Origin of the sequence: Pantoea sp. FN0307 (assembly GCF_050113815.1) — a bacterium.
GTDB lineage: Bacteria > Pseudomonadota > Gammaproteobacteria > Enterobacterales > Enterobacteriaceae > Mixta > Mixta alhagi.
This window is the reverse complement of record NZ_JBNJSO010000001.1, coordinates 561,611-586,832: the sequence shown is the minus strand read 5'-3', so window position 1 is coordinate 586,832 and position 25,222 is coordinate 561,611. Positions and strand designations below refer to the sequence as shown.

At 57.1% G+C, this 25,222-nt stretch carries 16 protein-coding genes; 15 read left to right on the top strand and 1 reads right to left on the bottom strand.

The window, feature by feature from the left end; translation table 11 throughout:
• Window positions 1–47 precede the first annotated feature (47 nt).
• The 3 genes from ACQE3Z_RS02665 (at window position 48) to ACQE3Z_RS02655 (ending at window position 4,814) form a co-directional block, all read left to right on the top strand.
• Window positions 48–3,023: a diguanylate cyclase domain-containing protein gene (locus ACQE3Z_RS02665; RefSeq protein ID WP_426972020.1), complete on the top strand. Its 2,976-nt coding sequence runs from the start codon at window positions 48–50 to the stop codon at window positions 3,021–3,023.
• A 99-nt stretch (window positions 3,024–3,122) separates the two neighbouring features.
• A complete protein-coding gene (yegD, locus tag ACQE3Z_RS02660) occupies window positions 3,123–4,475 on the top strand; it encodes a molecular chaperone (RefSeq protein ID WP_426972019.1) in 1,353 nt (450 codons plus the stop codon).
• Window positions 4,476–4,544: 69 nt separating this feature from the next.
• Complete coding sequence (locus tag ACQE3Z_RS02655) at window positions 4,545–4,814, top strand: hypothetical protein (protein WP_426972018.1); 270 nt, start codon at window positions 4,545–4,547, stop codon at window positions 4,812–4,814.
• Window positions 4,815–4,877: 63 nt separating this feature from the next.
• Here the strand turns inward: ACQE3Z_RS02655 and ACQE3Z_RS02650 are convergent, their stop codons facing one another.
• Window positions 4,878–5,840: an aldo/keto reductase gene (locus ACQE3Z_RS02650; protein ID WP_250652745.1), complete on the bottom strand. Its 963-nt coding sequence runs from the start codon at window positions 5,838–5,840 to the stop codon at window positions 4,878–4,880.
• A 269-nt stretch (window positions 5,841–6,109) separates the two neighbouring features.
• Between ACQE3Z_RS02650 and ACQE3Z_RS02645 the strand changes: the two genes are divergently transcribed.
• From ACQE3Z_RS02645 to ACQE3Z_RS02590, 12 genes are all read left to right on the top strand, one after another.
• On the top strand, window positions 6,110–7,342 hold the full coding sequence (locus ACQE3Z_RS02645) for an MdtA/MuxA family multidrug efflux RND transporter periplasmic adaptor subunit (protein ID WP_426972017.1): 1,233 nt from the start codon (window positions 6,110–6,112) through the stop codon (window positions 7,340–7,342).
• Window positions 7,342–10,464: an MdtB/MuxB family multidrug efflux RND transporter permease subunit gene (locus ACQE3Z_RS02640; protein WP_426972015.1), complete on the top strand. Its 3,123-nt coding sequence runs from the start codon at window positions 7,342–7,344 to the stop codon at window positions 10,462–10,464. Before ACQE3Z_RS02645 ends, ACQE3Z_RS02640 begins: the two co-directional genes overlap by 1 nt.
• Window positions 10,461–13,529 (top strand): multidrug efflux RND transporter permease subunit MdtC, encoded by a 3,069-nt coding sequence (mdtC, locus tag ACQE3Z_RS02635; RefSeq protein ID WP_426972014.1) that lies wholly within the window; start codon window positions 10,461–10,463, stop codon window positions 13,527–13,529. The genes ACQE3Z_RS02640 and mdtC overlap by 4 nt, the downstream gene beginning before the upstream one ends.
• Before the next feature lie 36 nt (window positions 13,530–13,565).
• Window positions 13,566–14,978, top strand: a complete 1,413-nt coding sequence (mdtD, locus tag ACQE3Z_RS02630; protein WP_426972013.1) for a multidrug transporter subunit MdtD — start codon at window positions 13,566–13,568, stop codon at window positions 14,976–14,978.
• Window positions 14,978–16,360: a two-component system sensor histidine kinase BaeS gene (baeS, locus tag ACQE3Z_RS02625; protein ID WP_426972011.1), complete on the top strand. Its 1,383-nt coding sequence runs from the start codon at window positions 14,978–14,980 to the stop codon at window positions 16,358–16,360. Before mdtD ends, baeS begins: the two co-directional genes overlap by 1 nt.
• 10 nt (window positions 16,361–16,370) lie before the next feature.
• Complete coding sequence (gene baeR, locus ACQE3Z_RS02620) at window positions 16,371–17,075, top strand: two-component system response regulator BaeR (protein WP_250650335.1); 705 nt, start codon at window positions 16,371–16,373, stop codon at window positions 17,073–17,075.
• Window positions 17,076–17,185: 110 nt separating this feature from the next.
• On the top strand, window positions 17,186–18,568 hold the full coding sequence (gene yegQ, locus ACQE3Z_RS02615; RefSeq protein WP_426972010.1) for a tRNA 5-hydroxyuridine modification protein YegQ: 1,383 nt from the start codon (window positions 17,186–17,188) through the stop codon (window positions 18,566–18,568).
• Between the two features lie 326 nt (window positions 18,569–18,894).
• The gene (yegS, locus tag ACQE3Z_RS02610) at window positions 18,895–19,794 is read left to right on the top strand and encodes a lipid kinase YegS (RefSeq protein ID WP_426972008.1); all 900 of its coding nucleotides are present in this window, start codon (window positions 18,895–18,897) and stop codon (window positions 19,792–19,794) included.
• Window positions 19,795–20,044: 250 nt separating this feature from the next.
• Window positions 20,045–21,259 carry a D-mannonate dehydratase ManD gene (gene manD / locus ACQE3Z_RS02605; protein WP_426972006.1) on the top strand — a complete coding sequence of 405 codons (1,215 nt, stop codon included), beginning with the start codon at window positions 20,045–20,047 and terminating at the stop codon, window positions 21,257–21,259.
• Window positions 21,260–21,269: 10 nt separating this feature from the next.
• Window positions 21,270–22,280: a Zn-dependent oxidoreductase gene (locus ACQE3Z_RS02600; protein ID WP_426973036.1), complete on the top strand. Its 1,011-nt coding sequence runs from the start codon at window positions 21,270–21,272 to the stop codon at window positions 22,278–22,280.
• Window positions 22,281–22,349: 69 nt separating this feature from the next.
• Window positions 22,350–23,633: an MFS transporter gene (locus ACQE3Z_RS02595; protein WP_426972005.1), complete on the top strand. Its 1,284-nt coding sequence runs from the start codon at window positions 22,350–22,352 to the stop codon at window positions 23,631–23,633.
• Between the two features lie 53 nt (window positions 23,634–23,686).
• A complete protein-coding gene (locus ACQE3Z_RS02590) occupies window positions 23,687–25,159 on the top strand; it encodes a mannitol dehydrogenase family protein (protein ID WP_426972004.1) in 1,473 nt (490 codons plus the stop codon).
• The last annotated feature ends 63 nt before the right edge of the window (window positions 25,160–25,222 follow it).

Below are 25,222 nucleotides of genomic sequence, written 5' to 3'. Positions count from 1 at the left end.
TATAACGCCTGCTCGCGCTTTTGCGGGCAGGCTCGCCGGACCCGTGAATGACAACCCATACTATTTCGCCCGCGCACAGCACGTTATCTTCTTTCAGGCCCGCTCTGCTGCTGGGCCTGATCTGCTTTATCGCCTCGCTGTTTTGCCTGACGCTGAGGGTGCTCGATAATGCTATTTCGCCCATCTGGTATGCTTCGGCGCTGATGACGGCGGTGGTTTTTCGCAGCCGTGGCCGCCAGCAGGCACTGCTGTTGCTGGCCTGCCTGGCCGGTACGCTGGGCGCGCATATTATGGTTTTGGGGCCGCACTGGCCGCTGTTCTCTTTTGCCTTTATCAATCTGCTGCAAAGCCTGCTGGGCGGCTACCTGCTGCGCCTGTTGATCAAGCCTGAATCCGCGCTCGATTCGCTGATGAGCTGGTTGAAGATAGTGGTTACGGCGGGGATGCTGGTGCCGTTAGCCAGCGGGCTTGTCGCGCTCTGGTGGTCCCACTTTTCTGGCGGCACGCCTACCCTGCGCTTTTTTACTGTCTGGGTATTATCAGAAGTTATCGGCATGCTGGCGCTCGGCCCAATCTGTCTGCTGTGGCAGCCGCGCTACCTGCGTCTGCAGGTGCAGCAGGACGTACTGTTGGCAACGCTGATCGCCCTGGCCGCTTCATTGCTTATGAGCTTTCTGGCGCTGCGCTTTTTACCCTGGCCCTTTACTTTTGTCATGGTGATTCTGTTTTGGGTTGCGGTACGTCTGCCGCGCCTCGCCGCATTTTTAGTTTTTTTCGCCAACGTCTCGCTGATATCGCTGATGCTGGTGCTGGGTTTGGTCAGCATGCCGGCGTTCAATTCTTCATTTATGATCACCGCGCCCTGGCTGCCGCTTCTGCTGATTTTGATCCCCAGTCACATGATGACGATGGTGATGCACGCCTTTCGCGAAGAGAAAAAACATATCCGCGCCAGCGAAGAGACGAACCGACGGCTAATGGAGCGCATTACGCTGGCTAATGAAGCGGGCGGCATCGGCGTCTGGGAATGGGATGTCATGCGCAATGAAATGAGCTGGGACCGACGCATGTATACTATTTATGAGCTGGAGCCAACCTTGCGTCCTACCTATGCGTTTTGGCTCAGCCGCCTGCTACCGGAAGATCGTCCCCTCGCGCAAGAGGCGGTACGGCGCGCGCTGGAGGATGACATCCCTTTCAGCATGGAGTGCCGGATTACTACCCGCAACGGCCTGCGCTTTATCCGCACGCAGGCGGAGAGCCAGCGCAACGCCGAGGGAAAAATTGCGCGGCTGCTGGGCATTAACCAGGACATTACCGAACTGCGCCTGCTGACCGAAGCGCTGTACCGTGAAAAAGAGCAGATGTTGATTACGCTGGACGCCATCGGCGAAGCGGTAATCAGCACCGATGAAGAGATGCGCGTGACGTTTATGAACCCGGTCGCCGAACAGATGAGCGGCTGGACGCAGGAGCAGGCGGCAGGAAAATCGCTGGGTGATATTTTGCGCATTACCCACGGCGCGCGCGGCCCGGAAGTAGAGGATATTCTGTGCTGTAACCTTCCCGGCACCATGAACGATCCCGATCGCGATCTGGTGTTGCATAACGCTTCCGGCGAACATTTCGCTATTCAGTACAGCCTGACGCCGCTGAAAACAGTGACGGGAAAAAACATCGGCAGCGTTATGGTGATGCAGGATGTAAGCGAATCGCGTGAAATGCTGAAACGTCTGCATTACAGCGCTTCACACGATACGCTAACGCGGCTACCTAATCGGGCCAGTTTTGACCACCAGCTTAAACGGCTGCTGCTCTCCGCCAGCGAAAGGCAACAACAGCACGTTCTGGTGTTTATCGATCTCGATCGTTTTAAAGCGGTCAATGACAGCGCCGGGCATGCGGCAGGTGACGCGCTGCTCACTGAGCTGGCCGAATTAATGACGCACCGGCTGCGTAGCAACGATTTTCTGGCTCGTCTTGGCGGCGATGAGTTCGGCCTGTTGATAGCCGACTGTGGAATAAGCGCGGCCCGTCAGGTGGCGCAGGATATTGTCAACGCCATTAATGACTACCGCTTTTTATGGGAAAGCAAGCTCTACCGCATTGGTGCCAGCGCCGGACTAACGTTGATTAATGGGGATAACTGTCAGAGCAGCGAGGTGCTGGCGCAGGCGGATTTGGCCTGTTACAACGCCAAGCACAACGGACGCGGTCAACTGACCGTGTATGAAACCCGGCCCCAGCCAGCGACGCCGGTTACGCTTACATTTAAAGAGCAGGCCACACCTCCTGATAAGCCGCTACGCTGGCAGGCCTGGTCGGTATCGGCCCCTGGCAAGACACAAACCGCCAGTTTTCATCTTTTGCAACCCCGACTCACCAACGCACAGGGGCATGAAGCCGCTATCGCTGACTATCGCGCCGCGTTACCAAATGACACGCGGCGTCTGGCGTTGGATCACGCGCTGATTGAGAGTTTTTTCTCTCTTTACGCGCCGGGCATCGCCCGGAAAGGGTTACAAATCGTGTTGCCGCTGACAGTCGAAGGCTTGATGAACGTGGCATGGCAGAAGACGCTTTTCAGCCACCTTGACGCCAGTCCGCTGCATGGTGATGCGTTAATTATGAGTCTGGAAACCTGCGCGCTGTTACAGCATAGCGAGGCGTTGCGTCCTGTCCTGCAGCATCTGCGTCAGCAGGGTTGCCGTATCCTGCTGCGTGATTTTGGCCGCAACCTGGATCTCTTTAAGCAGATCGCTCATGAACAGATCGATTTTATACAGCTGTCTCCCGACCTTACTGCCAACGTACATTTTAATCTGATGGACGAGATGCTGGTTTCTATTATTCACGGACAGGCGCAGCGGTTGAACATCGCTACCGTTGCCGGGCCAGTGGACCTGGCGATGGCGTTGTCAACGTTGAATAGTATCGGCATTAATGGCGTTTGGGGCGATGCGCTCAGCAGCTGCGTGCCGTTAAACACGCTGCTGGAAAACAGCTTTTTCGCCATTAAATAGCCAGCCGATGAGCACAGGGCAATTTGCAACGTGTGAAACATTTGCCAGTGCCGATCGGCTCGGGTAAAGTCACCCCCTTTTTTCTTAAGGGGGATCTTTATGTTTATCGGTTTTGATTACGGAACGGCTAACTGTTCCGTGGCCGTGGTAGAAAATGGCGCGCCGCGGCTGCTTAAACTGGAAAAGGATTCTCCTTATCTGCCCTCAATGCTGTGCGGGCCGACGCGTGAAGCGATCAGCGAATGGCTCTTTCGCCATCATCAGGTGCCGACGCCGGAAGCGGAAAATCAGGCGCTGCTGCGGCGCGCCATCGCCTTTAACCGCGATGAAGATATTGAAGTAACCCCCGGCAGCATCCACTTTGGTCTTGATGCGCTGTCGCAGTATATGACCGACTCTGAAGAGGTCTGGTTTGTTAAATCGCCCAAATCCTTTCTCGGTGCCAACGGCTTGAAGCCGCAGCAGATCGCCCTGTTTGAAGATCTGGTGTGCGCCATGATGCTGCATATTCGCCAAACCGCAGAACAGCAGCTGAGCGGATCCATCGATCAGGCGGTGATTGGTCGACCGGTTAACTTTCAGGGATTAGGCGGCGACGAGGCGAACCGTCAGGCTCAGGGCATTCTGGCGCGAGCTGCCAGCCGCGCCGGTTTCCGTGATGTGATCTTTCAGTTTGAACCGGTGGCGGCGGGGCTCGATTTTGAAGCCACGCTGCAGGAAGAAAAGCGGGTGCTGGTGGTGGATATCGGCGGGGGCACCACCGACTGCAGTATGCTGCTGATGGGTCCGCAATGGCACAATCGCGCCGATCGCACCAGCAGCCTGTTAGGGCACAGCGGCTGCCGCGTTGGTGGTAACGATCTGGATATTGCGCTGGCTTATAAAGAGCTGATGCCGCTGCTGGGGCTGGGCGGAGAAACGCAAAAAGGCACCGCCCTGCCCGCCCTGCCCTGGTGGAACGCGGTGGCGATCAACGACGTTCCGGCGCAAAGCGACTTTTATTCAGCCGCCTGCCGCAAACTGTTACAGGATCTGATACGCGATGCGCGTCAGCCGGAAAAGGTGCAGCGCCTGCTGAAAGTCTGGCAGCAGCGCCTTAGCTATCGCCTGGTGCGGGCGGCGGAAGAGAGCAAAATCGCCCTTTCCGACCGGGCTGAAACCAGCGCAGCGCTGGCGTTTATCGAAGCCGGATTACGCACGGATATCGCCAGCAAAGGGCTGGAAGCGGCCATCGCCGCGCCGCTGGATCGTATCCAGGAGCAGGTCAGGCTGGCGCTGGAAACCAGCGGCACCACGCCAGATATGATCTACCTGACCGGCGGCAGCGCCCGCTCGCCGCTGTTGCGTCAGGCGCTGCAGCAGCAGCTGCCTGCCATTCCGCTGGCCTCCGGCGATGATTTCGGCTCGGTCACCGCCGGGCTGGCTCGCTGGGCGCAAATTATGTTTGCCTGACGATGCTTTAAAACAATTAACGCGGTTTCCTGGCGCGCGCATGTTAGCATTTCAGCCCCGTATTAAAGTATGGATACATTTATCGTGAGCCTGTGGAATCTCAGTTTTCAACAGTATCTCGCTTTTGCTCTGCTGCTGATGCTGCTTTATCGCTATACCGGAGCGATGGTTTGTCTGGCAGTGATGGTTACAGGCGCTTCGCTCTGGCGCGTCTGTTACGGCGAAGCCTTACCGGCGTTACTGCTGCTGTTGCTTATCGGTAGCGCATTGGGCGTGCTGATTTTTTACGCGGAGCGATATCGCTCAATGCGCAAAGCCAACCGCTTTTTTGTTCAGTAATAGGCTAATGGCCAGGCAGCCGCATAAAAAAAGCGCCCGCAGGCGCATTTTTATCAGGCTGGCTTAATAGCGGCTGGCCTGCGTGATCTTTTCCACTTCATCCAGATTCAGCCGTAGCTGGGCTGCTTTCACCAGCTCATTTAACTGCTCCAGCGACGTGGCGCTAACGATGGGAGCAGTGATCCCCGGACGGACAATCTGCCACGCCAGCGCTACCTGCGTTGGGGTAATGCCGCGCGCCTGAGATACCTCGTCCAGCGCCTGCAAAATACGCAGCCCACGCTCGTTAAGGTATTTCTCTACCACGCCCTGCCCGCGCTTGCTCTTGCTGGCATCCTCCGGACGACGATATTTGCCGCTCAGAAAGCCGCTGGCCAGCGAATAGTAGTTGATCACACCGATGTCATTTTCAGTGGCAACCTGCTCCAGACCGCTTTCATATTCCTGGCGATCGTAGAGGTTATACTCCGGTTGCAGGGTCTCATAACGCGCCAGTCCATTTTCTTCGCTGATCTTCAGCGCCTGTGTGAGACGATCCGCTGAATAGTTAGAGGCGCCGATCGCACGCACTTTACCTTCCCGGATCAGATCGTCGAACGCTTTTAACGTCTCCTCCAGTGGGGTTTGATCGTCATCGCGATGCGCCTGATAAAGATCGATATAGTCGGTTTGCAGACGACGCAGCGAATCTTCCACCGCCTGCCGAATATAGTTGGCTGACAGTCCGGTTTTCTCCGGCGACAGCTCCATGCCCACTTTGGTAGCCAGCACAATTTTGTCGCGTTTGCCGCTTTTTTTCAGCCAGTTGCCAATGATGGTTTCCGATTCTCCCCCCTGGTTGCCCGGTGCCCAGCGTGAATAAACATCAGCGGTATCAATGAACCACAGCCCTTTTTCCACCAGCGCATCCAGCAGTGAGAAAGAGGTATCCTGGTCCACGGTCCAGCCAAAAACGTTGCCGCCAAAGGTAAGCGTAGGAACTTCAATGCCACTGCGCCCAAGCTGACGGGTTTCAATTTGGTTCATCATTGTTCTCCTGAATTAATGTATTGCCAACCTGTTGATGAGCGTAGCAAACATCTGTGCTTCTGTATCAGTTTCTGATGCCCTGCTCTGATTTGTCTCATCTGATGAGATTGCGGATACTTACGTCAGCCTTACGGCTGCCTTACAGATATTCTTATTTCCTTCATTTTTTTATCCTGTTTGGTAACTACACTGGTTAACTTTGCGGGAATAGCCTGACTGTCCCGCCTGGAACTATTGATTACACTGCCGGAGAGCAATAAACAGCAATGAATGCCTCACGCTCTATATCTAAAAAAATTCTGTTATTGATCCTTGTCGCGCTGGTCGCCGTTGCCGGTTATTTTTTATGGCCTAAAGGTGATGGCGGCAGCACCACAAACGCCTCCCAACAGCAGCCGCGCGGCAAAAACGGCAGGCGTAACATGCCGCTGGCGCCGGTACAGGCCGCCACCGCGCAGACGCAAAGCGTACCGCAATACTTTTCTGGTCTGGGCACCGTCACCGCCGCCAATACGGTGACGGTGCGCAGCCGCGTTGACGGCCAGCTGATGGCGATTCATTTTCAGGAAGGGCAACAGGTCGAGGCGGGTCAGCTGCTGGCGGAGATCGATCCACGTCCTTATCAGGTGGCGCTGGCACAGGCGCAGGGACAGCTGGCGCGTGATAAGGCAACGCTGGCTAACGCCCAGCGCGATCTGGTGCGCTATCAAAAACTGGCGAAGAGCAGCCTGGTCTCTCAGCAGGAGCTGGATACCCAGCGGTCGCTGGTCAGTGAAACCCAGGGTACTATCAAGGCGGACGAAGGCAGCGTCGCCAGCGCCGAGCTTAATCTCACCTACAGCCGCATTACCGCGCCGATTGCCGGTCGCGTCGGCCTGAAGCAGGTCGATGTCGGCAACTATATCACCAGCGGTGACAGCACCGGGCTGGTGGTGCTGACGCAAACGCACCCGATCGATGTGCTGTTCAGCCTGCCGGAAAATAACATTCAGCCAATTTTACAGGCGCAGAAAGCGGGCCAGCCGCTGATTGTAGAGGCCTGGGATCGCAGTAACAGCACCATGCTGACGCAGGGCGAGCTGCTTAGTCTGGATAACCAGATTGACACCACCACCGGTACCATCAAGCTGAAGGCCCGTTTCAGCAACGAGGATGACCGTCTGTTTCCCAATCAGTTTGTGAATGCGCGCCTGAAGGTCAATACGCTGCATGACGCAGTGGTAATTCCCGTTGCCGCGTTGCAGATGGGCAGCGAAGGCAATTTCGTCTGGGTCATCAACAGCGAGAACCAGGTGAGTAAGAAAAGCGTCAAGCCAGGGCTACAGGATAGCGAAAAAGTGGTTATCAGCGCCGGGCTGGATGCTGGCGAACGGGTGGTCACCGACGGGCTGGATCGCCTGACGGAAGGGGCAAAAGTAGAGGTGGTAGCGCCGCAAACAACGCCGCTGGCCAGCGATAAAGCCACTCAGCCCGCGCGCGCAAAAGGAGATCGCGCCTGATGCAGGTTTTACCTCCTAATGCCACCGGCGGCCCATCGCGCCACTTTATTCTGCGACCGGTCGCCACCACGCTGTTAATGGTCGCTATTCTGCTGGCCGGTATTCTGGGCTATCGCTTTTTGCCGGTTTCCGCGCTCCCGGAAGTGGATTACCCCACCATTCAGGTGGTCACGCTTTATCCTGGCGCCAGCCCCGATGTGGTCACCTCCGCCATTACCGCGCCGCTGGAGCGTCAGTTCGGACAGATGTCCGGGCTGCAGCAGATGTCGTCGCAGAGTTCCGGTGGTGCTTCGGTTGTGACTTTACAGTTTCAGCTTACGCTGCCGCTGGATGTCGCTGAGCAGGAAGTGCAGGCGGCAATTAACTCCGCCACCAACCTGCTGCCGGATGATTTACCCAATCCGCCGGTTTACAGCAAGGTCAACCCCGCCGATCCGCCGATTATGACACTGGCGGTGACCACCACCAGCATGCCGATGACGCAGGTGCAGGATATGGTGGAAACCCGTATCGCCCAGAAAATTTCCCAGGTTAGCGGCGTGGGGCTGGTTACGCTGTCGGGCGGGCAGCGTCCGGCAGTGCGTGTAAAAATGAATGCGCAGGCGCTGGCGGCACTCGGTCTTGACAGCGAAACGGTACGTACCGCTATCGCCAACGCCAACGTTAACTCAGCGAAAGGCAGCCTTGACGGACCGGAGCGCTCAATTACCCTGTCGGCCAACGACCAGATGCAGTCGGCGGAAGATTATCGTCAGCTGATTATCACCTACAGCAATAACGCGCCGGTGCGGCTGGGCGATGTCGCTACCGTTGAACAGGGTGCAGAAAATAGCTGGCTCGGCGCATGGGCCAACCGGCAGCAGGCGATTGTGCTTAACGTTCAGCGCCAGCCGGGAGCGAATATCATCGCGACCGCCGACAATATTCGTAGCCTGCTGCCTGAACTGACCGCCTCGCTGCCGAAATCGGTCGAAGTAAAATTACTTTCCGACCGTACCACCAATATTCGTGCCTCGGTGCATGATGTGCAGCTGGAGCTGCTGCTGGCGCTGGCGCTGGTGGTGATGATTATTTACCTGTTTCTGCGCAACGTCCCCGCCACCATTATTCCTGCGGTAGCGGTGCCGCTATCATTGATCGGCACCTTTGCGGTGCTCTGGCTGCTCGGCTTCTCAGTGAATAATCTGACGCTGATGGCGCTCACTATCGCCACTGGTTTTGTGGTGGACGATGCGATAGTGGTGATCGAGAACATATCCCGCTATATCGAGCAGGGGGAAAAGCCACTGGCCGCCACGCTGAAAGGGGCTGGTGAGATTGGCTTTACCATTATCTCCCTCACCTTCTCACTGATTGCTGTGCTGATCCCGCTGCTGTTTATGGGCGATATCGTCGGACGTCTGTTCCGCGAGTTTGCCGTTACGCTGGCGGTGGCAATATTGATTTCCGCTATTGTCTCGCTGACGCTCACGCCGATGATGTGTGCACGTATGCTAAATGCGGAATCGCTGCGCCGTCAGAACCGCTTCTCCCGCGCCAGCGAAGCGATGTTCGAGCGTATTATCGCCGTTTATGGTCGCTTGCTGACCCGCGTGTTAAACCATCCGTGGCTCACGCTGGGCGTGGCGTTGGGTACGCTGGTCCTGACGCTGCTGCTGTGGATGTTCATACCCAAAGGCTTCTTCCCGCTACAGGATAACGGCATTATTCAGGGTACGCTGCAGGCACCGCAAAGCGTCTCTTACAGCAGCATGGCGCAGCGCACGCGCGATGTCGCCTCGATTATTGAGCGCGATCCGGCGGTGCAGAGTGTCACCTCATTCGTCGGCGTTGATGGCACCAATCCGGCACTGAACAGCGCACGCGTCCAGATTAACCTGAAGCCGCTGGATGAGCGTGACGATCGTATTCCGGCGGTGATTGAGCGTCTGCAAAGCGCGGTAGCGCGCGTGCCGGGCGTCACGCTGTGGCTGCAGCCGGTGCAGGATTTAACTATCGATACCCAGCTGAGCCGCACGCAGTATCAGTTTACGCTGCAAACCGGCTCGCTGGCGTCGTTAAGCCAGTGGGTGCCGCAGCTGTTGGCGCGCCTGCGTACGCTGCCGCAGCTGAAGGATGTCAGCAGCGACTGGCAGGATCAGGGACTGGAGGCGTATGTTAAAGTCGACCGCGACAGCGCCAGCCGCCTCGGCATCAGCATGAGCGATATTGATAACGCGCTGTATAACGCGTTCGGCCAGCGGCTGATTTCCACCATTTACACCCAGGCCAATCAGTATCGTGTGGTGCTGGAGCAGGATACGCAAAACGCGCCTGGCCTGCAGGCGCTGGAGGCTATCCGCATCGCTACCAGCGACGGCGGCACGGTGCCGCTCAGCACCATTGCCCGGGTTGAGCAGCAGCATGGCGCGCTGACGATTAACCACCTCGATCAGTTCCCGTCAACCACCTTCTCGTTCAACCTCAACAGCGGTTATTCGCTGGGCGAAGCGGTGCAGGCGATTAGCGCGGCGGAAAAAGATCTGGCGATGCCGTCGGAAATCATGACCCGCTTTCAGGGCAGCACGCTGGCGTTTCAGGCGGCGCTGGGCAGCACGGTATGGCTGATTGTGGCCGCCATTGTGGCGATGTATATCGTGCTTGGCGTACTGTATGAGAGCTTTATCCATCCTATCACCATCCTCTCTACCCTGCCCACCGCCGGTGTAGGCGCGCTGCTGGCGCTGCTGTTGAGCGGTCACGAGCTGGATATTATTGCCATCATCGGCATTATTCTGCTGATTGGTATCGTGAAGAAAAACGCCATCATGATGATCGATTTCGCCCTTGCCGCCGAGCGCGAACAGGGTAAAACGCCCTATGACGCCATCTATCAGGCCTGTTTGTTGCGCTTTCGTCCCATCCTGATGACCACGCTGGCGGCGCTGCTGGGCGCGTTGCCGCTGATGCTGAGCACCGGCGTCGGCGCTGAACTGCGTCGTCCGCTCGGCATTGCCATGGTCGGCGGGCTGATCCTCAGCCAGGTGTTGACGCTGTTTACCACGCCGGTGATTTACCTGCTGTTCGATCGCCTGGCGCACTACACGCGTCGCCGTTTGCAGCGCGGGGAGGCGCAGTCGTGAAGTTTTTTGCGCTGTTTATCTACCGCCCGGTCGCCACCACGCTGTTAACGCTGGCGATTGCACTGGTCGGCATACTTGGCTTTCGCCTGCTGCCGGTGTCGCCGCTGCCGCAGGTCGATTTCCCGGTGATTATGATTAGCGCTTCGCTGCCGGGCGCGTCGCCGGAAACCATGGCGTCATCGGTAGCGACGCCGCTGGAGCGTTCGCTGGGGCGTATCGCCGGCGTCAGTGAAATGACCTCCACCAGTTCGCTGGGCAGTACGCGCATCATTATGGTGTTTGACTACGATCGCGATATTAACGGCGCGGCGCGTGATGTGCAGGCGGCGATCAACGCCGCGCAAAGCCTGTTGCCCAGCGGGATGCCCGCCCGTCCCAGCTGGCGCAAGGCGAACCCGTCCGATGCGCCGATCATGATTATGACGCTGACCTCCGATGACTGGACGCCTGGTCAGATGTATGACTACGCCTCGACGCAGCTGGCGCAAAAGCTGGCGCAGATTGAAGGGGTTGGCGACGTGGCCGTTGGCGGCAGCTCGCTGCCAGCGGTGCGGGTGCAGCTGAATCCACAGGCGTTGTTTAATCAGGGCGTTTCGCTGGATGCGGTGCGTCAGGCGATCGCCAACGCCAACGTGCGCCGTCCGCAGGGGGCAGTGGAAAACCCTGGAGAGCGCTGGCAGCTCAGAACCAATGATGAGCTGAAAACCGCAGCGGAATATCAGCCGCTGGTGGTGCATTACAACAATGGCGCAGCGGTGCGCCTGGCGGATGTCGCCACGGTTACCGACTCGGTGCAGGATGTGCGCAACGCCGGGATGACCAACGCTAAACCGGCGGTGCTGTTGGTGATCCGCAAAACCGCTGACGCCAACGTGATCCAGACCGTTGACCGCATTCGCGCCGAGCTGCCGGAGCTGCATGAAATTATTCCCGCCGCCATTAATCTGGCGGTGGCACAGGATCGCTCACCGACCATTCGCGCCTCGCTGGAAGAGGTAGAACAATCGCTGGTGATTGCCGTGGCGCTGGTGATTCTGGTGGTGTTTCTGTTCCTGCGCTCAGGTCGCGCGACCCTGATTCCGGCAGTGGCGGTGCCGGTCTCGCTGATTGGCACCTTTGCCGCTATGTACCTGTGCGGATTCAGTCTCAACAACCTGTCGCTGATGGCGCTCACCATTGCCACCGGTTTTGTAGTGGATGACGCTATCGTGGTGCTGGAGAATATTTCCCGCCATATCGAAGCGGGGATGAAACCCTTGCAGGCGGCGCTGCAGGGCGTACGCGAAGTGGGCTTTACCGTGCTGTCGATGAGCATCTCGTTGGTGGCGGTATTTATTCCGCTACTGCTGATGGGCGGGCTGGTGGGACGGCTGTTCCGCGAATTTGCCGTCACCCTGTCGGTAGCGATTATGATCTCGCTGGTGATTTCTATCACCCTGACGCCGATGATGTGCGCCTGGCTGTTGAAGGCGAAACGGGCTGGCAGCCAGCCACGCACCCGAGGTTTTAACCGCCTGCTGCTGGGCCTGCAACGCGGCTATGGCCGCTCACTGCACTGGGTGCTGGAGCGGGCGCGCTGGACGTTGCTGCTGCTGCTGGCCACCATCGGTCTGACGGTATATCTCTATATCACCATTCCAAAAACCTTTTTCCCTGAACAGGACACTGGCCGCCTGATGGGCTTTATCTCTGCCGATCAGAGTATCTCTTTCCAGGCAATGCGCGGCAAGCTGGCGGACTTTATGCAGATCATTCGTCAGGATCCGGCGGTGGATAACGTAACCGGTTTTACCGGCGGTTCGCGCACCAACAGCGGCTCGATGTTTATCTCACTGAAGCCGCTCTCCGAGCGTACTGAAAGCGCCCAACAGGTGATTGCCCGGCTACGCGTCAAGCTGGCGAAGGAGCCGGGTGCCAGCCTGTTTCTGATGCCGGTGCAGGATATTCGCGTTGGCGGACGAGAGGCCAACGCCAGCTATCAATACACGCTGCTGTCAGATAATTTAAGCGACCTGCGCAACTGGGAGCCGAAAATTCGTGCGGCGTTCAGCAAGCTGCCGGAGCTGGCGGACGTGAGTTCCGACCAGCAGGACAAAGGCGGAGAAATGGCGCTGACTTACGATCGGCAAAGCATGGCGCGGCTGGGCATTGATGTTTCCGACGCTAACGCCCTGCTGAACAACGCTTTTGGGCAGCGCCAGATCTCCACCATTTATAAGCCGCTTAATCAGTACAAAGTGGTCATGGAAGTGGATCCGCGCTATACCCAGGATATCAGTGCGCTGGATCAGATGTTTTTGATCAACAGCGACGGCAAGCCCATTCCGCTGTCGTGGTTTGCCCGCTGGCAGCCCGCCAATGCGCCGCTCTCGGTGAATCATCAGGGACTGTCGGCAGCGTCTACCATCGCCTTTAACCTGCCGGAAGGCGTTTCGCTGTCGCAGGCGTCAGAGGCGATTGAGCGCACCATTACCGCGCTGGGCGTGCCTTCCAGCGTGCGCGGCAGCTTTGCCGGTACCGCACAGGTGTTTAAAGAGACGCAGAACAGCCAGCTGTGGCTGATCCTTGCGGCGATCGCTACCGTCTATATTGTGCTGGGCATCCTGTATGAGAGCTATGTGCATCCGCTGACCATTCTCTCTACGCTGCCCTCGGCGGGCGTTGGCGCGCTGCTGGCGCTGGAGCTTTTCGGCGCGCCCTTTAGCCTGATTGCGCTGATCGGCATTATGCTGCTGATTGGCATCGTAAAGAAGAATGCCATCATGATGGTGGACTTTGCGCTGGAGGCGCAGCGCAACAGCAGCATGAGCGCACGCGAAGCAATCTTCCAGGCGTCACTGCTGCGCTTTCGTCCGATAGTGATGACCACGCTGGCCGCCCTGCTGGGCGCGCTGCCGCTGGTACTGACCAGCGGCGACGGCGCGGAGCTGCGTCAGCCGCTCGGCATTACCATTGTTGGCGGGCTGGTAATGAGCCAGCTGTTAACGCTCTATACCACGCCGGTGGTTTATCTCTATATGGACAAGCTGCGGCGACAGAAAAAACCGCTGGCGGTCGCCGGTTAACCGGCCGCCAGGCTTAAGACATAACCGGGGCGAACTATGAAGAATGCACAATCTGCATCGGTACGCTGGCAGCTGTGGATCGTTGCCATTGGCTTTTTTATGCAGACGCTGGATACCACCATTGTGAATACCGCCCTGCCCACAATGGCGCGCGATTTAGGGGTCGATCCGCTCCAGATGCATTCGGTGGTGGTTTCCTATGTGCTGACGGTGGCGGTAACGCTGCCGCTCAGCGGCTGGCTGGCGGACCGCTTTGGCGTGCGCAACATCTTTTTTGCTGCCATCGTGCTGTTTAGCCTCGGTTCGCTGTTTTGTGCGCTGGCGGGAACCCTGAATCAGCTGGTACTGGCCCGCGTGCTACAGGGCTTCGGCGGCGCGATGCTGGTGCCGGTGGGCCGCCTGACGGTAATGAAAATCGTGCCGCGTGAGCAATATATGGCGGCCATGACCTTTGTCACGCTGCCGGGGCAGATTGGCCCGCTGGTTGGCCCGGCGCTGGGCGGCGTGCTGGTGGAGTATGCCAGCTGGCACTGGATTTTCCTGATTAACCTGCCGGTGGGGATTCTGGGGGCGCTGGCGACCATTATGCTGATGCCTAACTATTCTATGCAGACGCGCCGCTTCGACTTTTCCGGTTTTCTGCTGCTGGCGGCGGGCATGGCGACATTGACGCTGGCGCTGGACGGGCAACACGGATCCGGCAATTCGCCGCTGGCGCTGGGGCTGTTGATTCTGGCGGGCGTCTTCTCGCTGCTGTTCTATCTGATGCATGCGCGGGCCAATGATAACGCACTGTTCAGCCTGAAGCTGTTCAACAACCGCACCTACTCAATCGGCCTGCTGGGCAGCCTGACCGGACGTATCGGCAGTGGGATGTTGCCATTTCTTACCCCGCTGTTTTTACAGCTTGGCATGGGCTACAGTCCGTTTCATGCAGGTCTGATGATGATCCCGATGGTGCTGGGCAATATGGGCATGAAGCGCATCGTGGTGCAGATCGTTAACCGCTTTGGCTACCGTAATGTACTGGTAGGCTCCACCCTGGCGCTGGCGGGCGTGGTATTGCTGTTTCCGCTGGTGGCGCTGATGGGCTGGGTCTGGGCGCTGCCGATCGTGCTGTTTTTCCAGGGGATGGTAAACGCTATTCGCTTCTCCTCAATGAATACGCTGACGTTAAAAGAGCTGCCGGATAATCTCGCCTCCAGCGGCAACAGCCTGCTGTCGATGATTATGCAGCTGGCGATGAGTATTGGCGTCACCATTGCTGGCCTGCTGTTGGGCGCTTTTGGTCATCACGCCGCTATCGACAGCGAAATGGCCCATGAAACCTTTATCTATACCTGGATTTGCGTGGCGCTGGTGATCGCGCTGCCAGCGCTGGTTTTCTGGCGCGTACCAAAAGCATCAAGTAAGAATGCGGCGCTGGGCCGCGGGAGATCGTCGCGCTAATGGGTAAATTGCGTTTTGGCATCAGCGCGAAGCTGTTTTGCGCTATTTTTTCTACCTGCATGCTGGTGCTGATCACCATGCACTGGGGCGTCCGCCTGAGTTTTGAGCACGGCTTTATCGATTACATCAAGCGCGGCAATGAACAGCGGCTGACGCTGCTGAGCGAGGCGCTGGCAGATCAGTATCAGCAGCACGGCAACTGGGATTTTTTGCGCAACAATAACCGGCTGGTGTTTTCTATTCTGCGCTCGCTGGAGCAGAATCCAGATACCAGTAATCATCTGCCGCCGCATGGCTGGCGCACCCAGTTCTGGATTATCGACCAGCGCTATCATGTGCTGATCGGCCCGCGCTCACCGGTGCCGCAGGAGGGGATCCGCCGCGCCATTAATACCGACAGCGGGCATGTTGTCGGCTGGGTAATCGGATCGCCGCCGGAGCGCCTGACGCGCAGCGCCGATATTAATTTCGATCAGCAGCAGCGGCGAACCAGCTGGCTGATTGTCGGACTGTCAACGCTGCTGGCGGCGGCGGTGACCTGGCTGATGTCGCGTGGGCTGCTGGCTCCGGTCAGGCGGCTGGTTGCTGGCACCCACCAGCTGGCAGCAGGTCATTTTACCAGTCGGGTGGCGGTAAGCAGTCAGGATGAGCTGGGGCGACTGGCGCAGGATTTTAACCGTCTTGCCAGCTCTCTGGAAAAAAACGAAAGCATGCGGCGCGCCTTTATGGCAGATATTTCCCACGAGCTGCGTACGCCGCTGGCGATCCTGCGCGGCGAGCTGGAGGCGATGCAGGATGGCGTGCGTAAACTGACGCCTGAAGCGGTCACTTCGCTGCTGATGGAGGTCGCCACGCTCACCAAGCTGGTCGACGATCTCCATCAGCTGTCACTGTCGGATGAAGGCGCCCTTGCCTATCGCAAAAGCTCAACCGACCTGGCGGCGTTGCTGGAGCTGGTCGCCGGTAACTTCTATGCCCGCTACGCCAGTCATGCTTTAAGGCTGCAACTGTCGCTGGTGGAGCAGGCACCCTTTTTTGGCGACCCTGATCGGCTGATCCAGCTGTTTACCAATCTGCTGGAAAACAGCCTGCGTTACACCGATGCGGGAGGAACGGTAAAAATGACGCTGCAAAGCACAACGGATCGCTGGCAGCTGCTGATTGATGATTCCGCGCCGGGCGTTGCTGACGCGCAACGGGAACAAATATTTGAGCGTTTTTACCGCACCGAAGGCTCCCGCAATCGCGCCAGCGGCGGCTCAGGGCTGGGTCTGGCGATCTGCCGCAATATTGTCGAAGCGCATGGCGGTACGATGTCGGCGGATCACTCTGATTTAGGTGGACTGCAAATCAGGGTAGAATTGCCGCACGATAAATCCTGAATAGCCAGCCATGACCGAATTTAACATGCCCCTTATCCTGATTGTGGAAGATGAACCAAAGATCGCTCAGCTGATGATCGACTATCTGCAGGCGGCCAGCTACCGCACCCATCATCTGGCACGTGGCGACGAGGTTCTTGCTTTTGTAAAACAAACGCCGCCGGACCTGATCCTGCTGGATTTGATGCTGCCCGGGCTGGATGGCCTTTCCGTCTGTCGTGAGCTACGCCGCTTTTCCGATCTGCCGGTTGTAATGGTTACCGCAAAAATCGAAGAGATCGATCGCCTGCTGGGGCTGGAGATTGGCGCGGATGATTATATCTGTAAGCCCTTCAGCCCGCGTGAAGTGGTGGCGCGCGTAAAAACGATTCTGCGTCGCTGTCAGCGCAGCCAGGAAGATACCGCACCGCCGTCGCCGCTGCTGGTAAATGAAGCGCGTTTTCAGGCCAGCTGGGCGGGAAAAGCGCTCGATCTGACGCCCGCCGAGTTTCGTCTGCTGAAAACGCTGGCGCAGGAACCGGGTAAAGTCTTTTCGCGCGAGCAGCTGTTAAACCACCTTTATGACGATTATCGCGTGGTCACCGATCGTACCATCGACAGCCATATCAAAAACCTGCGCCGCAAGCTGGAGGCGCTGGACGCCGATCAGCCCTTTATTCGCGCCGTCTACGGCATGGGCTACCGCTGGGAGGCGGATGCGTGTCGCTTGATCTAGCGCAATTTACATCGCTGCTTCAGCCGCTTAGAATTTCTCACCTTTTAACGGGCCATCAATTTTGCTGTGCCCGTCAGCAATATCTGACCTGACATCAGACTGAGAATATTATGTTTAAACCGGAACTCCTTTCTCCGGCCGGTACGCTGAAAAATATGCGTTACGCCTTTGCCTATGGCGCAGACGCCGTGTATGCCGGTCAGCCACGCTACAGCCTGCGGGTGCGCAACAACGAATTTAACCATCAGAATCTGGCGCTGGGTATTCAGGAAGCGCACGCGCTGGGTAAAAAATTTTATGTGGTTGTGAACATCGCCCCGCATAACGCCAAGCTGAAAACCTTTATCCGCGATCTCCAGCCGGTGATTGATATGCAGCCGGACGCGCTGATTATGTCCGATCCCGGCCTGATCATGATGGTGCGCGACGCGTTCCCCGCGATGCCGATCCATCTGTCGGTTCAGGCCAACGCGGTTAACTGGGCGACGGTGAAATTCTGGCAACAGATGGGGCTGTCGCGCGTTATTTTGTCCCGCGAGCTGTCGCTGGAAGAGATTGAAGAGATCCGCCAGCAGGTGCCGGAAATGGAGCTGGAGATCTTTGTGCATGGTGCGCTTTGCATGGCCTATTCCGGGCGCTGCCTGCTTTCTGGTTATATCAACAAGCGCGACCCCAACCAGGGCACCTGCACCAACGCCTGCCGCTGGGAGTACAAGGTTCAGGAAGGCAAAGAGGATGAGATCGGCAATATTGTACATCAGTATGAGCCGATTCCGGTGCAGGATGTCACCCCGACGCTCGGTGCCGGTCAGCCGACCGATAAAGTGTTTATGATTGAAGAGGCGATGCGGCCCGGCGAATATATGACCGCGTTCGAAGATGAGCACGGCACCTATATCATGAATTCCAAAGATCTGCGTGCCGTGGCGCACGTGGAGCGCCTGACGCGGATGGGTGTGCACTCGCTGAAGATCGAAGGACGCACCAAATCATTTTACTACTGCGCCCGTACCGCCCAGGTTTATCGTCGCGCTATCGACGACGCTGCTGCTGGCAAGCCTTTCGATCCCTCGCTGCTCACTACGCTGGAAGGCCTGGCGCATCGCGGTTACACCGAAGGTTTCCTGCGCCGCCATACCCATGACAGCTATCAAAACTACGATTATGGCTATTCGATCTCTGAGCGTCAGCAGTTTGTCGGCGAGTTTACCGGCGAACGACGCGGCGCGCTGGCGCAGGTTGACGTAAAAAATAAGTTCTCCGTGGGCGACAGCCTGGAGCTGATGACCCCCGCCGGTAACCTGCACTTTACGCTGACGGCGCTGGAAAACAGTAAAGGTCAGCCGACCGGGGTTGCGCCCGGCAATGGCCATATGGTCTGGCTGCCGGTACCGGAGGAGGTAGATTTGAACTTTGCTCTGCTGATGCGCAATCTTAACGGCACCACTACGCGTAATCCGCACGCGGAGGCGAACGCCTCCAGCGCAAATTAATGATCCGCCATAACAGTTTTTAGAATTTGATCACATTAGCCGGCGCGGTTTGTCGATAACATCGCGCTTGCTAAAACGAGCAAAAAGAAACGGCAGTCTATACCAGGAACCACCTCATTCGCCCGCCCGGCTCCCCCGCGCGGGTTTTTCTTTGCGTGTTGCTCTTAAAGCCCACCCGTAAGCACAGCGTTTCCCTGCTTCTGTGCTATAAAAACAGTCTGACAAAGATGAGTGAGCGACTCAACGCGTGGAGGATTCAGGCCCCTGCGCAGGTGCGTTGTTTTGATGTCACTCTTACTACAATATTTGCTGCCAAGGGAAATAGCATGGAAAAACAGGCTTTGACACTGGTGATCCTGAATGGAAAAGGGGCGGGAAACGAGGCGCTGCGTACGGCGATCGCTACGCTACGCGCTGAAGGTTATCCCATTGAAGTGCGCGTAACCTGGGAAACAGGCGACAGCGAGCGTTATCTGCAGGAAGCTATTGCCCTGCATGCCACGACCGTGGTGGCGGGCGGCGGCGACGGCACCATTAATGAACTGGCGAACAGCCTGATCAAGATTGCATCCTCTTCCCGGCCGGTTTTAGGGATTTTACCGTTGGGCACCGCCAATGACTTCGCGACCAGCGCCGGTATCCCTGAAGATCCCGAGGCCGCGCTGCGGCTGGCGATTGCGGGAGAAACCGTCAATATCGATCTGGCGCGCGTTAATCAGGATCGCTATTTCATTAACATGGCCACAGGCGGTTTCGGCACGCGTATCACCACCGAAACGCCGGAAAAGCTGAAATCTGCTTTGGGCGGCGTCTCCTATTTTATTCATGGTTTGATGCGCATGGATGCGTTAAAGGCGGACAGCTGCGCCATCAGCGGTCCCGATTTCTCCTGGAATGGCGATGCGCTGGCGATCGGCGTCGGCAATGGACGCCAGGCAGGCGGCGGCCAGCGTCTTTGTCCACGGGCATTTATTAACGATGGCTTACTGGATCTGAGTATCGTCAATTCACAAGAGCTGCTTTCCACGCTGCTGCACTCTTTAACCAGCGATGAACAGAATCCGAATATCATTTCCGCTTCGCTGCCGTGGCTGAACATCTCTTCACCCAACGAGATGACCTTTAACCTCGACGGCGAGCCACTCAGCGGCACTGAGTTTCATATTGAGGTCATCGCCGGAGCGCTGACTTGCCGTTTACCGCCGCAATGTGAACTTATCGCCTGACATGACTTTTCTGCCTGCGGCTAAAATGTTTTAGCTACCAGGCAGTTACCCTCTCTCTTCTCTGCTTCCACTCATACCCGATGCCCTTGTTTCTGACCTGTTAGACGGTGGGTTAAACATATTCTTTACAACACAACCTGACAGCGCGAAACAGTGTGATCGCGATCGAACTCCTGCCCATCTCTACTTGTATGGTAGTACAACAGCGCTTAGATTTCGTTCATCCGAAGTCGCTATCAAGGTCAGAAGAATGAAAATCGTTAACGCTGAAGTCTTTGTTACCTGCCCGGGCAGGAATTTTGTCACGCTGAAAATTACCACCGATCAAGGGATCACCGGCATTGGCGATGCCACGCTCAACGGACGCGAGCTGCCGGTCGCTTCCTATCTGAAAGATCATATCTGTCCGCAGCTGATTGGCCGCGACGCGCATCAAATCGAAGATATCTGGCAGTTCTTTTATAAAGGCGCCTACTGGCGACGCGGCCCGGTCACGATGTCCGCGATTTCCGCCGTTGATATGGCGCTGTGGGATATCAAAGCCAAAGCCGCCAACATGCCGCTCTATCAGCTGCTGGGCGGCGCATCGCGTACCGGCGTTATGGTCTACTGCCACACCACCGGCCACAGTATTGATGAAGTGCTGGATGACTATGCGCGTCATAAAGAGATGGGCTTTAAGGCGATTCGCGTGCAGTGCGGCGTGCCGGGCATGAAAACCACCTATGGCATGGCAAAAGGCAAAGGCATGGCCTATGAACCCGCCACTAAAGGCGACTGGCCGGAAGAGCAGCTCTGGTCGAGCGAAAAGTATCTCGATTTTACGCCAAAACTGTTCGCTGCCGTGCGTGAACGCTTTGGCTTCGATGAGCACCTGCTGCATGACATGCACCATCGCCTGACGCCGATCGAAGCGGCACGCTTTGGCAAGCGCATCGAAGATTACCGACTGTTCTGGATGGAAGATCCTACTCCGGCAGAAAACCAGGAGTGCTTCCGCCTGATCCGCCAGCATACCGTTACGCCAATTGCCGTGGGCGAAGTATTTAACAGCATCTGGGATTGCAAACAGCTGATTGAAGAGCAGCTGATCGACTATATCCGCACCACCATTACCCATGCGGGCGGCATCACCGGCATGCGCCGCATCGCTGATTTTGCCTCGCTGTATCAGGTTCGCACCGGATCGCACGGCCCGTCCGATCTGTCGCCGATCTGCATGGCTGCGGCGCTGCATTTCGATCTCTGGGTACCGAACTTTGGCGTACAGGAATATATGGGTTACTCCGAGCAGATGCTGGAAGTCTTCCCGCACAGCTGGACCTTCGATAACGGCTATATGCATCCGGGCGATAAGCCAGGCCTGGGCATTGAGTTTGATGAAAAGCTGGCAGCGAAATATCCCTATGAGCCCGCCTATTTGCCGGTCGCCCGCCTTGAAGACGGCACCCTGTGGAACTGGTAAGGAAATGATGATGAAAAGCGTGGTTATCCAACAACCCGGCGAACTGCAGCTACAACAGCGCGCATTACCGGAACCAGCCGCAGGCGAAGTACGGGTAAAAGTGCGCTACGCCAGCATTTGCGGTTCAGATGTGCATATCTGGCACGGCCATAACCCTTTTGCGCGCTATCCGCGCGTTATCGGTCATGAATTTTTTGGCATGATCGACGCCGTCGGCGCAGGCGTTGATGCCGCTCGCATCGGCGAACGCGTGGCGGTCGATCCGGTAGTGAGTTGCGGCCACTGCTATCCCTGCTCGGTGGGCCGCCCGAACGTCTGCCGTGAGCTACAGGTGATTGGCGTGCATCGCGACGGCGGCTTTAGCGAATATGCCGTTGCGCCAGCCCGCAATGCTTACCGCGTGCCGGATGCCATTCCCGATAAGCTGGCCAGCCTGATTGAGCCCTTTACCATTGCCGCTAATATCACCGCCTTTTTGCAGCCCACCGCGCAGGACGTTGCGCTGGTCTATGGCGCGGGTCCAATGGGCCTGACGGCGATCCAGGTGTTAAAAGGCGTGTATGGCGTGCGGCAGGTGCTGGTGGTGGATCGTCTGCCGGAGCGGCTGGCGTTAGCGCAACAAAGCGGCGCGGATGTGGTCTTTAATAACAGCGAGGTGCCGCTGGCGGCCCAGCTGGAAGGCGTACAGCCGACGCTGATTATTGACGCCGCCTGCCATCCATCGATTCTGGCGGAAGCGGCGGCGCTGGCCTCACCGGCGGCACGTATCGGCCTGCTTGGTTTCTCTGCCGAACCCTGCACGCTAACGCAGCAAAGCCTGACCAGTAAAGAACTGTCGCTGTTTACCTCGCGCTTAAACAGCCATCGTTTCCCGCAGGTCATTGAATGGATTGAGCGCGGCGCTATCCAGCCAGAGAAGCTGGTCACGCACTATTTCCCGCTTGCCGAGGTTGAGCAAGCCATGACCCTTTTTGAAAAAGATCCGCGTACCTGCTGCAAAGTTATTTTATCTGTTGAATAAGCCAGGGGTTGGGCGACGCTGTCGCCCTCCCGTAAATTATTATAATTATCAAACGATTACGGAGATACCATGTTCAAGAATTTACGTTGGACCATAGTACTTCTGCTGTTTCTGGTCTACATGATCAATTACCTCGATCGCGTAGCGCTTTCCCTCACCGTACCGATGATTGAAAAAGATTTGATGCTGAACGCCGAGCAGTTCGGCATGATTTTCGGCAGCTTCTTTTTCGGTTATGCCCTGTTTAACTTTATTGGCGGCCTCGCCACCGATAAATATGGCCCGACGCTGGTGCTGGGCATCGCTGTTGGCATGTGGTCGCTGTTCTGTGGCCTGACCGCCATTGCGACCGGCTTTTGGTCGATGCTGATCCTGCGCGTGCTGTTCGGTATGGCAGAAGGCCCGATCTGCGCCTCCGCCAACAAGGCAATTAACGGCTGGTTCCCGAAAAAACAGGCGGCCACCGCGATGGGCTTTCTGAGCGCCGGTTCGCCGCTGGGCGGCGCAGTAGCCGGACCGATTATCGGCTATCTGGCGCTGGCGTTCGGCTGGCGACCGGCGTTTATCATTATCTGCTCGATTGGCATCGTCTGGATGGTGGTGTGGTTTTTCATTGCTGCGGATAATCCGGCGCGCAGTAAACGTGTTTCCGCCGAGGAACACGCATTAATCGATAAACTCAAAGAGGCACAGCCGGGTGACGAGCCGGAGCTGGATCAGGCAGCGCACGGACTGGGCTACTATCTGCGTCAGCCGATTATCCTGGTTACCGCCTTCGCCTTCTTTTGCTACAACTACATTTTGTTCTTCTTCCTGAGCTGGTTCCCGGCTTATCTGGTGCAGGCGCACAACCTGGACATCAAATCGATGAGCATGACCACCGTTATCCCCTGGATTGTGGGTTTTGTCGGTCTGGCGCTGGGCGGCTGGATCTCCGATAAGATTTTCAACATCACCGGTCGGCTGCTGCTGTCGCGAAAAATTGTGCTGGTGGTCTCGTTACTCGCCGCTGCCCTTTGTGTGGCGCTGGCCGGTACGGTAGAAGGGGTAACTTCTGCGGTATTGCTGATGTCGGTCTCTATCTTCTTCCTGTATATCACCGGCGCGATCTACTGGGCGATTATTCAGGATGTAGTGCATAAAAGCCGTGTCGGCGGCATTAGCGGCTTTATCCATCTGATTGGCAGCCTGTCCGGGATTATCGGCCCGATCGTTACCGGTTTTATTGTGCAGCATACCGGCAAATTTGACAGCGCCTTTGTGCTGGCGGGCGTGATTGCCGCGTTAGGCGCGATGCTGGTGCTGTTTGTGATCAAAAGCCCGAAAGCCACCAACAAACCTGTTTCTGTATAACCACTTCCGGCGCGCATGGCGCGCCTTTTACGTTAAGTAAGAAGGATTTTCTCATGCTATCCGTTGAGACACTGGCAGACGATGTTTTGGTTCCCGATTACGATCGTTCCCAGCTGCGCGCACGCATTCTGCATATCGGTTTTGGCGCTTTTCATCGCGCCCATCAGGCAGTATGCGCTGACCGGCTGGCGCGGGAGCAGCAGAGCGACTGGGGTTATATCGAGTGCGAGATCAATCTCCACAGCACCGGCACGCTGGTGGAATCGCTGCGTCAGCAGGATCATCTGTACACCGTGACGGAGATGGCGGACAGCGGTAAAACATCACGTGCGGTAGGAGTGATTACCGCTGCCGTAAATGCGCGTACCGATGGAATCGACGCGGTGATTGAGGCGATGTGTCAGCCAGATATCGCTATCGTCTCAATGACCGTGACCGAAAAAGGCTACTGCCACCATCCCGCCACCGGCCAGCTTAACCTTGAGCATCCCGTTATCCAGCACGATATCGCCCACCCTGATGCGCCCCAGTCGCTGCCCGGCGTGATTCTGGCTGCCGTGAAGCGCCGCCGCGAACGCGATCTGCCGCCTTTCAGCGTGATGTCCTGCGATAATATGCCGGAAAACGGTCATGTCACGCGCAATGTGGTGTTACAGCTGGCAGAGAAACAGGATGCCGGACTGGCAGACTATATTCGTCATCATCTGACCTTTCCCTCTACCATGGTGGATCGCATTGTTCCGGCAATGACCCAGGAAGCGCTGGATACGCTGGGCGAAAAGCTGGGCTGCTACGATCCGGTTGCCGTGCAGTGCGAACCCTTTTTCCAGTGGGTGATTGAAGATAATTTCGTTAATGGTCGCCCTGCCTGGGAAAAGGCTGGCGCAGAACTGGTAGAGGATGTGCTGCCGTTCGAGGAGATGAAGCTGCGTATGCTTAACGGCAGCCACTCCTTTCTGGCTTATCTCGGCTACCTGGCAGGCTATCAACACATCAGCGACTGTATGGAAGATGAAAATTTCCTGCGTGCCGCCCGCACGCTGATGCTGGCGGAACAGGCCCCAACCCTGCGTACCCAAAATGTGGACCTGGTCGCCTACGCCGATTCGCTGATTGCGCGCTATCAAAACCGCGCCATCAAGCATCGCACCTGGCAAATCGCCTCTGACGGTACGCAAAAGCTGCCGCAGCGCTGGCTTGACAGCATCCGCTGGCATCTGGCGCATAACAGCCGTTTCGATCTGCTGGCGCTGGGCGTGGCGGGCTGGATCCGCTATGTCGGCGGCGTTGATGAACAGGGCAATGCGATTGAAATTAACGATCCGTTAAAAGAGACGCTGGCACAGCGCGTCAGTGAAAGTGCTGAAGGCGAAGCGCGTATTGCTGCCCTGCTCTCGCTACAGAAAGTATTTGGCGACGACTTGCCGGCTAATGAGCAGTTCACCACGCGGGTGCTGGATTTTTATCAGCAACTACTGAAATCCGGGGCGAAAGAAACGGTTAAGCAGCTTATCGCAAGCTATTAATTGTTCCTTTGACAAAAGGGCTGGCGCGGAGCTAACGGGCTGTTTAGACTGAAGGCTTTCGCG

Coding starts and splice junctions, on each gene's coding strand:
- ACQE3Z_RS02665 (WP_426972020.1), top strand. CDS start 48: ATGACAACCCATACTATTTCGCCCGCGCACAGCACGTTATCTTCTTTC.
- yegD (WP_426972019.1), top strand. CDS start 3,123: ATGTTTATCGGTTTTGATTACGGAACGGCTAACTGTTCCGTGGCCGTG.
- ACQE3Z_RS02655 (WP_426972018.1), top strand. CDS start 4,545: ATGGATACATTTATCGTGAGCCTGTGGAATCTCAGTTTTCAACAGTAT.
- ACQE3Z_RS02650 (WP_250652745.1), bottom strand. CDS start 5,840: ATGAACCAAATTGAAACCCGTCAGCTTGGGCGCAGTGGCATTGAAGTT.
- ACQE3Z_RS02645 (WP_426972017.1), top strand. CDS start 6,110: ATGAATGCCTCACGCTCTATATCTAAAAAAATTCTGTTATTGATCCTT.
- ACQE3Z_RS02640 (WP_426972015.1), top strand. CDS start 7,342: ATGCAGGTTTTACCTCCTAATGCCACCGGCGGCCCATCGCGCCACTTT.
- mdtD (WP_426972013.1), top strand. CDS start 13,566: ATGAAGAATGCACAATCTGCATCGGTACGCTGGCAGCTGTGGATCGTT.
- baeS (WP_426972011.1), top strand. CDS start 14,978: ATGGGTAAATTGCGTTTTGGCATCAGCGCGAAGCTGTTTTGCGCTATT.
- baeR (WP_250650335.1), top strand. CDS start 16,371: ATGACCGAATTTAACATGCCCCTTATCCTGATTGTGGAAGATGAACCA.
- yegQ (WP_426972010.1), top strand. CDS start 17,186: ATGTTTAAACCGGAACTCCTTTCTCCGGCCGGTACGCTGAAAAATATG.
- yegS (WP_426972008.1), top strand. CDS start 18,895: ATGGAAAAACAGGCTTTGACACTGGTGATCCTGAATGGAAAAGGGGCG.
- manD (WP_426972006.1), top strand. CDS start 20,045: ATGAAAATCGTTAACGCTGAAGTCTTTGTTACCTGCCCGGGCAGGAAT.
- ACQE3Z_RS02600 (WP_426973036.1), top strand. CDS start 21,270: ATGAAAAGCGTGGTTATCCAACAACCCGGCGAACTGCAGCTACAACAG.
- ACQE3Z_RS02595 (WP_426972005.1), top strand. CDS start 22,350: ATGTTCAAGAATTTACGTTGGACCATAGTACTTCTGCTGTTTCTGGTC.
- ACQE3Z_RS02590 (WP_426972004.1), top strand. CDS start 23,687: ATGCTATCCGTTGAGACACTGGCAGACGATGTTTTGGTTCCCGATTAC.